The sequence below is a fragment of the Pseudomonas pudica genome (assembly GCF_015680405.1).
In the GTDB taxonomy this organism is placed as follows: Bacteria; Pseudomonadota; Gammaproteobacteria; order Pseudomonadales; family Pseudomonadaceae; genus Aquipseudomonas; species Aquipseudomonas pudica.
In genome coordinates this window covers 1-14,674 of record NZ_JADLJS010000076.1, presented here as the reverse complement: position 1 = coordinate 14,674, position 14,674 = coordinate 1, and the positions used below count along the sequence as shown (strand labels likewise).

At 63.6% G+C, this 14,674-nt stretch carries 13 protein-coding genes; 10 read left to right on the top strand and 3 right to left on the bottom strand.

Annotated features, from left to right (window positions below; genetic code table 11):
• Positions 1–230 precede the first annotated feature (230 nt).
• The 9 genes from tkt (at position 231) to IRZ77_RS25860 (ending at position 9,623) form a co-directional block, all read left to right on the top strand.
• A complete protein-coding gene (gene tkt / locus IRZ77_RS25900; RefSeq protein WP_085599795.1) occupies positions 231–2,228 on the top strand; it encodes a transketolase in 1,998 nt (665 codons plus the stop codon).
• A gap of 150 nt (positions 2,229–2,378) precedes the next feature.
• Entirely contained in the window at positions 2,379–3,440 is a 1,062-nt protein-coding gene (gene epd, locus IRZ77_RS25895; protein ID WP_013974502.1) for an erythrose-4-phosphate dehydrogenase, read from the top strand.
• A 12-nt stretch (positions 3,441–3,452) separates the two neighbouring features.
• Positions 3,453–4,616, top strand: a complete 1,164-nt coding sequence (locus IRZ77_RS25890; protein ID WP_046613409.1) for a phosphoglycerate kinase — start codon at positions 3,453–3,455, stop codon at positions 4,614–4,616.
• Positions 4,616–4,867 carry a hypothetical protein gene (locus IRZ77_RS25885; RefSeq protein WP_046613408.1) on the top strand — a complete coding sequence of 84 codons (252 nt, stop codon included), beginning with the start codon at positions 4,616–4,618 and terminating at the stop codon, positions 4,865–4,867. The genes IRZ77_RS25890 and IRZ77_RS25885 overlap by 1 nt, the downstream gene beginning before the upstream one ends.
• A 63-nt stretch (positions 4,868–4,930) precedes the next feature.
• Positions 4,931–5,260 carry an MliC family protein gene (locus IRZ77_RS25880; protein WP_013974499.1) on the top strand — a complete coding sequence of 110 codons (330 nt, stop codon included), beginning with the start codon at positions 4,931–4,933 and terminating at the stop codon, positions 5,258–5,260.
• A gap of 100 nt (positions 5,261–5,360) precedes the next feature.
• Positions 5,361–6,425, top strand: coding sequence for a class II fructose-bisphosphate aldolase (gene fba, locus IRZ77_RS25875; RefSeq protein ID WP_016501943.1), 1,065 nt, complete (start codon positions 5,361–5,363; stop codon positions 6,423–6,425).
• Between the two features lie 216 nt (positions 6,426–6,641).
• Positions 6,642–8,774: a putative bifunctional diguanylate cyclase/phosphodiesterase gene (locus IRZ77_RS25870; protein ID WP_046613406.1), complete on the top strand. Its 2,133-nt coding sequence runs from the start codon at positions 6,642–6,644 to the stop codon at positions 8,772–8,774.
• 39 nt (positions 8,775–8,813) lie between these two features.
• Positions 8,814–9,314 (top strand): M48 metallopeptidase family protein, encoded by a 501-nt coding sequence (locus tag IRZ77_RS25865; protein ID WP_085599791.1) that lies wholly within the window; start codon positions 8,814–8,816, stop codon positions 9,312–9,314.
• A 12-nt stretch (positions 9,315–9,326) separates the two neighbouring features.
• Positions 9,327–9,623 (top strand): winged helix-turn-helix domain-containing protein, encoded by a 297-nt coding sequence (locus IRZ77_RS25860; RefSeq protein WP_046613403.1) that lies wholly within the window; start codon positions 9,327–9,329, stop codon positions 9,621–9,623.
• Between the two features lie 23 nt (positions 9,624–9,646).
• Here the strand turns inward: IRZ77_RS25860 and IRZ77_RS25855 are convergent, their stop codons facing one another.
• Positions 9,647–10,099, bottom strand: coding sequence for a GNAT family N-acetyltransferase (locus IRZ77_RS25855; protein ID WP_153671369.1), 453 nt, complete (start codon positions 10,097–10,099; stop codon positions 9,647–9,649).
• 155 nt (positions 10,100–10,254) lie between these two features.
• Here IRZ77_RS25855 and IRZ77_RS25850 point away from each other — a divergent pair, with 155 nt between their 5' ends.
• On the top strand, positions 10,255–10,992 hold the full coding sequence (locus IRZ77_RS25850; RefSeq protein WP_046613399.1) for a substrate-binding periplasmic protein: 738 nt from the start codon (positions 10,255–10,257) through the stop codon (positions 10,990–10,992).
• 130 nt (positions 10,993–11,122) lie between these two features.
• Here the strand turns inward: IRZ77_RS25850 and yccS are convergent, their stop codons facing one another.
• Both yccS and IRZ77_RS25840 read right to left on the bottom strand, forming a co-directional pair.
• Entirely contained in the window at positions 11,123–13,306 is a 2,184-nt protein-coding gene (yccS, locus tag IRZ77_RS25845) for a YccS family putative transporter (protein WP_196174600.1), read from the bottom strand.
• Between the two features lie 84 nt (positions 13,307–13,390).
• Positions 13,391–14,572, bottom strand: coding sequence for a BaiN/RdsA family NAD(P)/FAD-dependent oxidoreductase (locus IRZ77_RS25840; RefSeq protein WP_085599787.1), 1,182 nt, complete (start codon positions 14,570–14,572; stop codon positions 13,391–13,393).
• Positions 14,573–14,674: the final 102 nt, after the last annotated feature.

Genomic DNA, 14,674 nt, shown 5'->3' with positions numbered 1-14,674 from the left:
CCCCCCCACACATTCACGCCGGGGCGGGGCTTGGGGGCCCCCCCGGGGGGGGGGGGGGGCCCCCCGCTAAGAAGCCAGCACCGTTCCCCGGATTTTTACCCGAAATCAGTGCCAATCAGAGGAAAATCCCCCGACTGCGACCATACGTCATTGCCCCAAGCCCCCCCAGTGGGCGAAAATGGCCGCCTTTTTCGTGACACCACCTATTCAAGCCCCCCAGGAGATCAGCGATGCCCAGCCGTCGTGAACGTGCCAACGCCATTCGTGCCCTCAGCATGGATGCCGTGCAAAAGGCCAACAGCGGCCACCCAGGTGCCCCCATGGGCATGGCGGATATCGCCGAAGTGCTTTGGCGCGACTATCTGAAGCACAACCCGAGCAACCCGAACTTTGCCGACCGTGACCGCTTCGTGCTGTCCAACGGCCACGGTTCGATGCTGATCTACTCGCTGCTGCACCTGACCGGCTACGACGTCACCATCGATGACATCAAAGGCTTCCGCCAGCTGCACAGCCGCACCCCGGGCCACCCGGAATACGGCTACACCCCGGGCGTCGAGACCACCACCGGCCCGCTCGGCCAGGGTATCGCCAACGCCGTGGGCTTCGCCCTGGCCGAAAAAGTGCTCGCCGCCCAGTTCAACCGTGACGGCCACACCGTCGTCGACCACAACACCTACGTGTTCCTCGGCGACGGCTGCATGATGGAAGGTATCTCCCACGAAGTCGCCTCGCTGGCCGGCACCCTGGGCCTGAACAAGCTGATCGCCTTCTACGACGACAACGGCATTTCCATCGACGGCGAAGTGCACGGCTGGTTCACCGACAACACCCCGGCGCGTTTCGAAGCGTACAACTGGCAGGTGATCCGCAACGTCGACGGCCATGACGCCGACGAGATCAAGACCGCCATCGAGACCGCTCGCAAGAGCGATCGCCCGACCCTGATCTGCTGCAAGACCATCATCGGTTTCGGCTCGCCTAACAAGCAGGGCAAGGAAGACTGCCACGGCGCACCGCTGGGCAACGACGAAATCGCCCTGGCCCGCAAGGAACTGAACTGGAACCACGGCCCGTTCGAAATCCCGGCCGAGATCTACGCCGAGTGGGACGCCAAGGCTGCCGGTGCCAAGGCCGAAGCCGACTGGAACCAGCGCTTCGACGCCTACGCCAAGGCCTACCCGGAGCTGGCTGCCGAGTTCAAGCGCCGCGCCGCCGGTGACCTGCCTGCCGATTTCAGCGAGAAAGCCCAGGCCTACATCAACGAAGTGGCCGCCAAGGGTGAAACCATCGCCAGCCGCAAGGCCAGCCAGAACGCCCTGAACGCATTCGGCCCACTGCTGCCGGAGTTCCTCGGCGGTTCGGCCGACCTGGCCGGTTCCAACCTGACCCTGTGGAAGGGCTGCAAGGGTGTCGAAGCCAACGACGCCAGCGGCAACTACGTGTTCTACGGCGTGCGCGAGTTCGGCATGACCGCCATCATGAACGGCGTTGCCCTGCACGGTGGCCTGGTGCCTTACGGCGCGACCTTCCTGATGTTCATGGAATACGCCCGCAACGCCGTGCGCATGTCGGCGCTTATGAAGCAGCGCGTGATCCACGTCTACACCCACGATTCCATCGGCCTGGGCGAAGACGGCCCGACTCACCAGCCGATCGAGCAGCTGACCAGCCTGCGCAGCACGCCGAACCTGGACACCTGGCGCCCAGCCGATGCGGTGGAATCCGCCGTGTCCTGGAAAAACGCCCTGGAGCGCAAGGACGGCCCTTCGGCTCTGATCTTCTCGCGCCAGAACCTGCAGCACCAGGACCGCAACGCCCAGCAGATCGCCGACATCAGCCGTGGCGGCTACGTGCTCAAGGATTGCGCCGGCGAGCCTGAGCTGATCCTGATCGCCACCGGTTCCGAAGTGGGCCTTGCTGTTCAGGCGCACGCCAAACTGACCGAACAAGGCCGCAAGGTGCGTGTGGTTTCCATGCCGTGCACCAGCGTATTCGATGCCCAGGACGCTGCCTACAAGCAGTCCGTGCTGCCACTGGAAGTGGGGGCGCGCATTGCCATCGAAGCCGCTCACGCCGACTTCTGGTACAAGTACGTCGGCCTGGAAGGTCGTATCATCGGCATGACCACCTACGGTGAGTCGGCGCCGGCTTCGGCACTGTTCGAAGAGTTCGGCTTCACCCTGGAGAACATCCTGGGTACCGCCGAAGAGCTGCTGGAAGACTGATACAGGCGTAAGGCGAGGGCTTCGCCCTCGTTTCGCGACACAAGGCCGCTCCCACAAGGTACTGCGTACGCGGTACCTGTGGGAGCGGCCTTGCGTCGCGATGGGCCGCAACGCGGCCCCAACAGCCATCATGCGTTAGCGAGCCAACGAATGCCCCACCTGCGTCCCTACAAAGTTGCACTCAACGGTTATGGCCGTATCGGCCGCTGTGTCCTGCGCGCGCTGTTCGAGCGGGGGGCAAAGGCCGGTTTCGAGATCGTCGCGCTGAACGACCTGGCCGACCAGGCCAGCCTGGAATACCTGACACGCTTCGACTCCACCCATGGGCGTTTCCCCGGTGAGGTGAAGGTCGATGGTGACTGTCTGCATATCAATGGTGACTGCGTGAAGGTGATGCGCAGTGCCACCCCGGAAGGCATCGACTGGGCCGCCCTGGACATCGACCTGGTGCTGGAATGCTCCGGCGCCTACCACACCCGCGCCGATGGCCAGCGCTTCCTCGATGCCGGCGCGCCGCGGGTGCTGTTCTCGCAGCCGATGGCCAGCGAGGCCGACGTCGATGCCACGGTGGTCTATGGCGTGAACCAGGCCTGCCTGACCGGTAACGAGCGCCTGGTGTCCAACGCCTCGTGTACCACCAACTGCGGTGTGCCGCTGTTGCGTGTACTGGACCAGGCATTCGGCATCGAGTATGTGCAGATCACCACTATCCACTCGGCGATGAACGACCAGCCGGTGATCGACGCCTACCACCACGAAGACCTGCGACGCACGCGTTCGGCCTTCCAGTCGGTGATCCCGGTGTCCACTGGTCTGGCGCGTGGCATCGAGCGCCTGCTTCCGGAACTTGCCGGGCGAATCCAGGCCAAAGCGGTACGCGTACCGACCGTCAACGTCTCGTGCCTGGACATCACCCTGCAGACCGCCCGCGATACCAGCGCGGCCGAAGTCAACCGGGTGCTGCGCGAGGCGGCGCTGGAAGGCCCGCTGAAAGGCTTGCTGGCCTACACCGAGTTGCCCCACGCCAGCTGTGATTTCAACCATGACCCGCACTCGGCGATCGTCGATGCCAGTCAGACCCGTGTTTCCGGCCCCCGCCTGGTGAACCTGCTGGCCTGGTTCGACAACGAATGGGGGTTCGCCAACCGTATGCTCGACGTTGCCGAACACTATCTGCACGTCGTCCACCCAACCCGCAACAAACAGCCCTGAAGGACTGCATTCATGACCGTGTTGAAGATGACCGACCTCGACCTGCAAGGTAAGCGCGTACTGATCCGCGAAGACCTCAACGTGCCTGTGAAGGACGGTGTGGTAGCTAGCGACGCGCGTATCCTGGCAGCGCTGCCGACCATCAAGCTGGCCCTGGAGAAGGGCGCGGCGGTAATGGTCTGCTCGCACCTGGGCCGCCCGACAGAGGGTGAGTTCTCTGCCGAGAACAGCCTCAAGCCGGTCGCCGACTACCTGAGCAAGGCCCTGGGCCGCGATGTTCCGCTGGTCGCCGACTACCTGGATGGTGTCGAGGTCAAGGCTGGTGACCTGGTGCTGTTCGAGAACGTGCGCTTCAACAAGGGCGAAAAGAAAAACGCCGACGAGCTGGCGCAGAAGTACGCAGCCCTGTGCGACGTGTTCGTCATGGACGCTTTCGGTACTGCCCACCGTGCAGAAGGTTCGACCCATGGCGTTGCCAAGTTCGCCAAGGTCGCTGCTGCCGGCCCGCTGCTGGCAGCCGAGCTGGACGCCCTGGGCAAGGCCCTGAAGGCCCCGGCCAAGCCGATGGCAGCCATCGTTGCCGGCTCCAAGGTCTCCACCAAGCTGGACGTGCTGAACAGCCTGAGCTCGGTCTGCGACCAGCTTATCGTTGGTGGCGGTATCGCCAATACCTTCCTGGCCGCAGCCGGCCACCCGGTGGGCAAGTCGCTGTACGAGCCTGACCTGGTCGAAACAGCCAAGGCCATCGCCGCCAAGGTCAGTGTGCCTCTGCCGGTCGACGTGGTGGTTGCCAAGGAGTTCGCCGAGAGCGCCGAAGCCACCGTAAAGGCCATTGCCGACGTTGCCGCTGACGACATGATCCTGGACATCGGCCCGAAAACCGCAGCCCAATTCGCCGAGTTGCTGAAGTCGTCGAAGACCATCCTGTGGAACGGCCCGGTCGGCGTATTCGAGTTCGACCAGTTCGGCAACGGCACCAAAGTGCTGGCCAAGGCCATCGCTGACAGCGCCGCGTTCTCCATCGCCGGTGGCGGTGACACCCTGGCAGCCATCGACAAATATGGCGTTGGCGCCGATATCTCCTACATTTCTACCGGTGGTGGCGCCTTCCTCGAGTTCGTCGAGGGCAAGGTCCTGCCGGCCGTGGCAATCCTGGAAGAGCGGGCCAAGGCCTGATGACGGCGGCGCTTGGCAAAGGGAGCGGCCTGATGGTCAAGCAATTGCCTGTGATGATGCTGGCTGGCCTGCTGAGCGCATGCGCTGGCGGCCCGGCCTCGGATGCCGACACGGCGCAGCCGCCCAAGGGCGGTTGCTACCAGTCCGAGTGGCAGGCCGAGACCGTGCCGGTCATCAGCAAGCGCGTGGGCCCGGAAGGCCTGGAAAAGTACGACGAAGACCACCAGCGCAAGGCACCGGGTTGTCCTTGAGTCCGGCATTTCGTCGGGGCGGGCAACCAAGCGACCGCTGCGTGGTCATCTAGAGGATATGTAATGAAAGCGCTTTTGGCCGTGACGGCCCTGGCGACACTGGCAGGATGCTCGCTGCTGAAGCCGGCGCAACCCGCCCCGGCAGACGACTGGACCCGTTGGGTCTGCGACACCCAGGCGGAGGTGCTGTGGCGCTTCGCCGATGCGCAGCGCGACCAGGTCGATGTGCGCCTTGGTGGCGGCGACCAGGTCTACCGGCTCAAGGCCGAGCCGGGTGCTTCGGGTGCGCTGTACAGCGATGGCATGCTGGCCTTCCACACCAAGGGCGAAGAAGGCCTGGTGTACTGGGTGGCAACCAACGATCTGATTGGGCGGGGCTGCAAGGCACCGTGACTGGCCGGGCCGCGAGGGTGGCCCACACTACTTGAACAGCAACCGCCCCTGCGGCAGGCTTGCACGAAACAAACGACGCTTGTCGGGAGAGAGATACACAATGGCACTCATTAGCATGCGCCAGATGCTGGACCACGCCGCCGAGTTCGGTTACGGCGTACCAGCTTTCAACGTCAACAACCTCGAGCAGATGCGCGCCATCATGGAAGCGGCCGACAAGACCGACTCCCCGGTGATCGTGCAGGCCTCGGCCGGTGCTCGCAAATACGCCGGTGCCCCGTTCCTGCGTCACCTGATCCTGGCGGCCATCGAAGAATTCCCGCATATCCCGGTGTGCATGCACCAGGACCACGGCACCAGCCCTGACGTCTGCCAACGCTCTATCCAGCTGGGCTTCAGCTCGGTGATGATGGACGGCTCGCTGGGTGAAGACGGCAAGACCCCGACCGATTACGAGTACAACGTCCGCGTTACCCAGCAGACCGTTGCCATGGCACACGCCTGCGGCGTTTCGGTAGAAGGCGAGCTGGGCTGCCTGGGTTCGCTGGAAACCGGCATGGCCGGTGAAGAAGACGGCATTGGCGCCGAAGGCGTGCTGGACCACAGCCAGATGCTGACCGACCCGGAAGAGGCTGCCGACTTCGTCAAGAAGACCCAGGTCGACGCCCTGGCGATCGCCATCGGTACCAGCCACGGTGCCTACAAGTTCACCAAGCCACCAACCGGTGACGTGCTGGCCATCGACCGCATCAAGGAAATCCACAAGCGCATCCCGAACACCCACCTGGTGATGCACGGTTCGTCCTCGGTACCGCAAGAGTGGCTGGCAATCATCAACCAGTACGGCGGCGACATCAAGGAAACCTACGGTGTACCGGTCGAGGAAATCGTCGAAGGTATCAAGCATGGCGTGCGCAAGGTCAACATCGATACCGACCTGCGTCTGGCTTCCACCGGTGCCATGCGCCGCCTGATGGCGCAGAACCCGAGCGAGTTCGACCCTCGCAAGTTCTTCGGTGAAACCGTCAAAGCCATGCGTGACGTGTGCATCGCCCGTTACGAAGCCTTCGGCACCGCTGGCAATGCCTCGAAGATCAAGCCGATCTCCCTGGAAGGCATGTACCAGCGCTACCTGAAAGGTGAGCTGGCCGCCAAGGTCAACTAATCTTCTGGTATTAATGAAAAAGCCCGCAGCGATGCGGGTTTTTTCATTTTTGGGTGTTAGAACCTCATGCCTGTGCCGGCAAAGCGACCGTTAGTCGGCTACCGTATAGTTGAGGCACTGATAGCGTTCTGATTGCATTGCGTGTTATCCGCTCAGGTCTAGAGTACTAGTGGATCCAACCGTATCTTGAAGTCGGTCACATAATAGAGAAGCAGCATGGATGGCGCTCACCCTCACCCCCAACCTCAGCCACTGGATGGCTGCTCGGTTCTTCTGGTGGTAGACGATTACCCCGAAAACCTCATCAGCATGCGGGCATTGCTGGCCCGCCAGGATTGGCAGGTGCTGACGGCAAGCTCGGGGATGGAAGCCCTGAGCGCGTTGCTCGAGCATGATGTCGACCTGGTCCTGCTGGATGTACAGATGCCGGAGATGGACGGCTTCGAAGTCGCCCGGCTGATGCGCGGCAGCCAGCGTACCCGGCTGACCCCGATCATCTTCCTCACCGCCAATGAACAGTCCGAAGCGGCCGTGCTCAAGGGCTACGCCAGCGGCGCCGTGGACTACATGTTCAAACCGTTCGACCCGCAGATTCTCAAGCCCAAGGTCCAGGCTCTGCTTGACCAGCAGCGCAACCGACGCATGCTGCAGCGCCTGACCCGTGAGCTGGAAGCGGCCAGGGCGTTCAACGCGTCGATCCTGGAGAACGCTGCCGAGGGGATTCTGGTAGTGGATGCCCAGGGCATCATCAGCTTTGCCAACCCGGCCATTTCCCGTTTGTTGTCAGCTCCGGTGCAGCAGTTGCAGGGCGCCCAACTGCTCGACCTGGTGCAACTGGCCAGTGCCAGCCTGTGGAGCGAATCGGAGTTCTACCAGGCCTACCTTGGGCGGCGCATCTTCCGCGTGCACGATGCCCAGTTGCGCACCCTTGGCGGCGAGCTGGTGCCGGTCGCGTTGTCTTGTGCACCGCTGCCGACAGAACAGCAAGCCATGGTGGTTACCGTGCTGGACATGTCGGTGGTGCGCAACCTGCACCAGCAGCTGGAATACCAGGCCGTCACCGACCCGCTTACCGGCTTGCTCAACCGCCGCGGGTTCTATCAGGCCGCCGAAGGTGCACTGCTGCGCAACGAGCGCTCGGACAAGGCGCAGGCACTGATGTACATGGACCTGGATGGCTTCAAGCGCATCAACGACTCGCTCGGCCACGACGCTGGCGACCGGGTGCTGCACTGGGTGGCCGAACAGCTCAAGGATTGCCTGGGCAGTGAAGCGTTGTTGGCGCGCATGGGCGGCGACGAGTTCACCGCGCTGTTCGACAGCCTGCCTTACCCGGAGCAGGCCGGGCGCTATGCCGAGCGGTTGCTGGAGCGCATTTCCATCAGCCACCAGGTGGAAGGGCTGGATGTGAGCCTTGGTGTGAGCATCGGCATCGCCACCTATCCGGATTGCGGCGCCAATGTCGAAGGCCTCTTGCGTGCGGCCGATGCGGCTATGTACGCGGCCAAGCAAGCCGGGCGCCAGCAGTATCGCTTCTACGATCAGGAGCTCAATGGCCGGGCGCGTTCGCGGCTGATGCTCGAGGACAGTGTACGCGCGGCCGTGGAGCAACAAGACTTCACTCTGGTTTACCAGCCGCAGGTTGGCTTCAACGATGGCCGCCTGCGTGGCTTCGAGGCCTTGCTGCGTTGGCAGCATCCCAGTGTCGGCGACGTTCCGCCGGGGCTGTTCATCCCGTTGCTGGAAGAGGCGCGCCTGATCAACCGCCTGGCCAGCTGGATCTACCGCCAGGGCGCGGCTCAGCGCCAGGCCTGGTGCCAGCGTTTCCCGGCGGACCTGGTGCTCGGTATCAGCCTGAGCCGCGCGCAGTTCGCCATGCCCAGCCTGGTCGACGAACTGCACCGGGTCATCCAGCTTTACCAGCTGGACCCGGCGCAGCTGGAAGTAGAGGTGGCGGAAACCTCGCTGATGTACAACATCGATGCGGCGGTGAAGCAGATACATCGTTTGCGCGAGCTGGGGGTGCGGGTGGCGCTGGATGACTTTGGTGCCGGCGACTGTTCGTTGCGCATGTTGCGCGACCTGCCGATCGATACCCTCAAGCTCGACCGCCACCTGGTGGCGCGCCTGCCCGACTCGGCGGAGGATGCCGCGCTGGTGCGCAGCGTCATCGGCCTGTGCGCCGACTACAGCATCACGGTGATCGCCGAGGGGGTGGAAACCCCGGCCCAGGCGGCCTGGCTCAAGGCCAATGGCTGTGAGTACGTGCAGGGGTTCCTGGTGGCATACCCGATGACCGCCACGGATGCCAGCAGCTTCCCGGCAATTTTCTCCTGGCCGGGGCCATGATTGGCTAGAATCGGCTTTCGTTACACCGAATGCAGCCCCATGACCGTATTACGATACCTGCAAGCCTACCCACCGCACCTGCAGCAGCAGGTGCGGCAGATGATCGACAGCGACCGTCTCGGCGAGTACCTGCAGCGCCGCTACCCCGACCGCCATGACGTGCAGAGCGACAAGGCGTTGTACGGCTATGCCCAGGATTTGCGCCAGCAATACCTGCGCAGCGCGCCGAGCCTGGACAAGGTTCTGTTCGACAATCGTCTCGACCTGACCCATCGGGCCCTGGGCCTGAATACGGCGATATCGAGGGTGCAGGGCGGCAAGCTCAAGGCGAAGAAGGAAATCCGCATTGCCTCGCTGTTCAAGGAGGCCGCGCCGCAATTCTTGCGCATGATCGTGGTGCATGAACTGGCACACCTGCGCGAGCGCGACCACAACAAGGCGTTCTACCAGCTCTGCCAGCACATGGAGCCGGACTATCACCAACTGGAATTCGACCTGCGCGTCTACCTGACCTATCGGGAGCTGCCGGGCAACTGTTAAGGACCACGCAGCATGGAAGTGAGCAAGACCAAGAGCAGCTTCTACCGCCGCCTGTACGTGGCCTGGCTGATCGACAGCCAGACCGCGACCAGCGTGCCGGCCCTGATGGAGGCCACCGGCATGCCCCGGCGCACCGCCCAGGACACCATTGCGGCGCTGGCCGACCTGGATATCGTCTGCGAGTTCGAACAGCAGGAAGGCGCGCGCAACCACGCCGGGCATTACCGCATTCATGACTGGGGGGCGATCGACAAGCAGTGGATCATCCAGCACCTGCGGCAGCTTCGCGAAGTGCTGGGGTATCCCTGAGGGGGCGAAGCCCCCCGGCGATTTCAACCCTTGCGCATCCCGATATGCGGAATGTCGTCCTCAAGATATTCTTCGCCCACTACCTCGAACCCATGCCGGGCATAGAACGCCTGCAAATGCGCCTGCGCCGACAGATAGACCGGCACCCCCGGCCAGCAATGCTCCGCTGCCTCCAACCCCTTGAGCAGCAAGGTATGCCCCAGCTTCAGCTCACGTGCCGCAGGTGCAGTCACCACCCGCCCGATCACCACGTCCCCGCCCTGGGATTGCGGGTCGAGCAGGCGCAGGTAGGCCACCAGCTTGTCATCCAGCCAGCCCATCAGGTGCAGGGTATCGCCGGTCAGGTCCTGGCCATCGACTTCCTGATAGGCGCAGCGTTGCTCGACCACGAACACTTCAGTGCGTAATTGCAGAATGGCGTAGAGCTGGTCCTTGCTAAGATCGGTGTGGTGCTTGCAGAGCCAGTCGATGGACATTGGCGCGAACTCCTTGGGTGGGCCGTCGATCATCGCATGATGTATGTGTCACGGCCAAAATAGAGGCTAAATGACACTATTGGCCGCTGCCCTCGGCAACGGCTTTGTGTAATCTCATCGCCAGTGTGTGCCCTCCACTGCAAAAGGACGTGAGCATGCGGCCACTGTTTTGTGTTCTGGGATTGCTGGCGATAATGCTTGCAACACCCGCCCTGGGTCGCGAAAAGCTGCGCCTGGTGGCCGACAGCTGGCCGCCGTTCACCGATGCCAACATGCCGGGCGGTGGCCTGGCGACCAGCCTCGTCACCACGGCACTGGCCCGCGCCGGCTACCCCAGCGGGGTCGAAGAGGCACCGTGGGCGCGGGCTCTGCTGGGGGTGAGCGAGGGGCGTTACGACGTGTTGATCAACGCCTGGTACAACGACTCGCGCGCCAGCATCGGGCAGTTTTCCAAAGCCTACCTGGTCAACCGTATTCGCCTGCTGCAGCGCAAGGGCGAGGCGTTTCGCTACAAGCGCCAGTCAGACTTGTACCCGTACAGTATCGCTGTGGTGCGTGATTACGCCTATTCCCCCGAGTTCGACCGCGACACCCGCCTGCACAAGGTGGCGGTGCGCAACTTTCCTTCTGCGGTACGCATGCTGGCGGCGGGGCGGGTGGACCTGGCGGTGGAAGACGAGTACGTGGCCCGTTACAACTTGCAGCGCGAACTGCCGGAGGTACGCGATGGGGTGATGCTGGTGGAGCCACCGTTGGGGGAGAATACCCTGCATATCCTGGTCAGCCTGAAAAACCCGGAGCACGAGCGGATCGTCGAGCGCTTCGAGCAGGCGATTGCGGCGATGAAGGCGGATGGCAGCTATGCGCGGCTCATGCGCCAGCATGGTTTCTGATCTATATCGCCTGTGCCGGTCTCTTCGCGGGTAAACCCGCTCCCACAGGAGCCCCACCAGTTTCAAGACCTGTGTAATACCTGTGGGAGCGGGTTTACCCGCGAAGTGGCCCGCACAGGCGATATACAACTCAGGCCAGTGCACCTTCCTTGATCAAATGCGCGGCCAGGGTCCGCAGCGGCCCCAACTGCCGGCAGATCAACGCCAACTGCGTCTGCACCAGCCGTTGGTGCTCGTCCAGCTCTTCCGGCATCTGCTCCAGGGCATTGGCCAGCGCTTCTTCGGCATCACTGTGAATCGCCACCGGCAGCCGCGCGGCCAGGCCGTTGGCAATCTCGTCCAGGCTGCTGGCCAGGCTTTGCCCGGCACCTTCGATCAACTGCTCCTGCACCTCCGCCGGCAAGGCCGTGTCGCGGTGCGCGCCCAGCCCCGAGAGGTAGCTGAGCAAGGTATGCGACAGCACCAGGAAGCGGAAGCCGACGTCGGCCTCCTTCCGGAAATGCCCCGGTTCCATCAGCATGTTGGCCAGGGTGGTGGACAGCGCCGCGTCGGCGTTGTGGGCGTTGCGCCGGGCCAGGCGGTAGGCCAGGTCATCGCGCTTGCCGTGGGCATATTGCTGCATGATCTGCCGCAGGTACACGCTGGCGCAGGCCAGCGTATTGGCCAGCGCCTTGTTCAGCCGCCGCCCCTGCCAGTCGGGGAGGAACAGGAACACCGCGAGAATGGCGATCAGGCTGCCGACCAGGGTATCGAACAGGCGCGGCAGGAACAGGCCATAGCCATCGCCGATCTGGTTGAAGCAGAACAGCACCATCAGGGTGATCGCGGCCGTGGCCAAGGTGTAACGGGTGGTGCGGTTGACGAAGAACACCACCCCGGCGACTACTGCGAACAACGACTGGATGATCGGGTTGGGGAACAGGTCGAACAATGCCCAGCCCACTGTCAGGCCGACGGCGGTGCCGGCTATCCGCTGCACCAGCTTGCGCCGGGTCGCGCCGTAGTTGGGCTGGCACACGAACAGCGTGGTGAGGATGATCCAGTAGCCCTGGGTGGGGTGGATCAGGTGCACCATGCCATAGCCGATCGACAACGCCAGGGGTAGGCGCAGGGCATGGCGGAACAGCAGCGAGGTCGGAGTCAGTTGGGTGCGCAGGCGGGTCCACACGTCCTTCAGTGAGCGTGGCGAGCGGTCGAGGAGGCTGCTGTCGCTGGTGTCGGCCAGGCTGTCCGGGTTGCTGGCGGCGCTGAGCAGGCGGTCGAGCGTCGCCAGGTTGGCCGCCAGCGCGCGCAGCGAGCGCAACAGGCCACGCCAGGCCGGGTTGTTCTGCGTGCGCAGGTGTTCCAGCGAGGCGTTGAGGTCTTCGAGGGCTTCGGGATAACCGCTGGCCAGCACGAATGGCTGGCGCAGGCGGATCGAGCGGGCCAGTTCCTGGCAGGACGAGCCTTGCTTGCGCAGCAGGCGTTGGCAACGGAACATCACGTCGCTGTGGAAAAAGGCCTCGGTCAGGGCGTTGTAGGGATAGTGCGAAGCACTGACCCGTTCATGGATGTCCTGGGCCAGGAAGTACAGCTTGAGGTAGCGGCTGACCTTGGAGTTCGGCTGGCTGTTGCCCACCCGGTGCAGGATGATTTCCTTGGCCGCGTTGAGCGCCGCCACTACCTTGCCGTTCTGCTGGGCCAGCTCCAGGCGCCGGGCTTCGACGTCGAGGGTGCGGATGGGTTCGAACAGGCTGGCCTTGAGCTTGAGGTAGCTGCCCAGCTCGAAGAACAGCTTGGCCAGGCTCTGCTGCACCGGCTGGTTGGAAAACAGCGCCTGCCACAGTACCGACAGCAGCCCGTACCAGGCTGCACCCGCCACCAGCAGCAGTGGTTCGTGCCAGAAGTCGGTGACCTGGCCGCCGCGCTGGTCCACGCCGATCATGGTGTACACCGCAGTGATCAGGGTCGCTGAAGCGATGGCGCCATAGCGTTCGCCCAAGGCACCGAGCATGGTAAGGCCGAAGGCCGCCAAGGCCAGGGCAATGGCGAATACCCACGGGTAGGGGAACAGCAGTTCGACCGCCAGTGCGGCGATGGCAAAACACACCAGGGTGACGGCCAGCGCGCTGAGGCGGCCCTGCCAGCTGTCATCGGTTTCGGCCAGGGCACTGGCGATGATGCCGAGGAACAGCGGAATCAGCAGGGCCATTTCGTTCTGGTACCAGCACAGGGCCAGGCTGCCGGTGAGGGCGATGGTGACCCGGATGCTGTAGCTGAACTTGTCTTGACCCCACAGGCGACGCAGTGACTGACGGAACGAGCTCGATGACATGATGGCCTGCTAGGCAGTGAGCAAATGGAATGCATTGCAGCACGGCCAGCAAGAAGCGTTCCGTGCTGCTGAATGGATTCTACTCTACACGAACTGCGCCGCGGCGTTGGCGGAGGCCCAGGCCCACTGGAAGTTGAAACCGCCCAGGTGGCCAGTCACATCCAACACCTCACCAATGAAATACAGCCCGGGGCTCTTCAGCGATTCCATGGTCTTGGACGACACCTCGCGGGTATCCACGCCGCCCAGGGTCACTTCGGCTGTGCGATAACCCTCGGTGCCGGCCGGCACCACCTGCCAGCTCGCCAGCTTCTCGGCGATCTGTGCCAGTTCCGCCGGGGTGTACTGCTTCATGGGCCGGGACTCGAACCACTGCTCGGCCAGCAGGTTGGCCAGCTTGCGGGTAAACACCTCGCCCAGTACGGTCTTCAGCTCGGCGTTGGCGCGTTCGGCTTGCATCTGTTGCAGCCAGGTCAGTGCATCACGGTCGGGCAGCAGGTTGATCTCGACCGTGTCACCGGCTTCCCAGAACGACGATATCTGCAAAATCGCCGGGCCGCTGAGGCCGCGATGGGTAAACAGCAGGTTCTCGCGGAAGCTGGTGCCGTTGCAGCTGGCGGTGCAATCCAGCGAAGTGCCCGAAAGCTCGGTGCACAGTGCCTTAAGCTGGGGCTCGGTGATGGTGAACGGCACCAGCCCTGCGCGGGTCGGCAGCAGCGTGTGGCCGAACTGGCGGGCCACCTGGTAGCCGAAGCCGGAGGCACCCAGGGTCGGGATCGAAAGGCCGCCGGTGGCGATCACCAGCGACTGGCAGGCGAACTGGCCGCCGCTGGTCTGCAGCAGGTAGCCGCTTTCGGTCTTCTCGATCTGCTCGATGCTGGTGTGCATGCGGATCTCGGCGCCGGCCTCGTCGCATTCGGCCAGCAGCATGTCGAGGATGTCGTTGGCCTTGTTGTCGCAGAACAGCTGGCCGAGCTTCTTCTCGTGGTAGGCCACGCCGTGCTTGCACACCAGCTCGATGAAGTCCCATTGGGTGTAGCGGGCCAGGGCCGATTTGCAGAAGTGTGCATTCTGCGAGAGGAAGTTGCCTGGCTCGGTATACATGTTGGTGAAGTTGCAGCGGCCGCCGCCGGACATGAGGATTTTCTTGCCCGGTTTGTTGGCGTGGTCGAGCACCAGTACCCGGCGGCCACGGCGGGCGCTGAGCTGTGCGCACATCAGGCCGGCGGCGCCGGCGCCGAGGATGATCACGTCGGTAGAGTGCACGGTGTTACCTCATTGTTAGCTTGAACCGCTGAGCGGCCCATCGCCGGCAAGCCAGCTCCCACAGGTACAACACAAGCCTGTGGCCTGTGGTAAGCCTGTGGG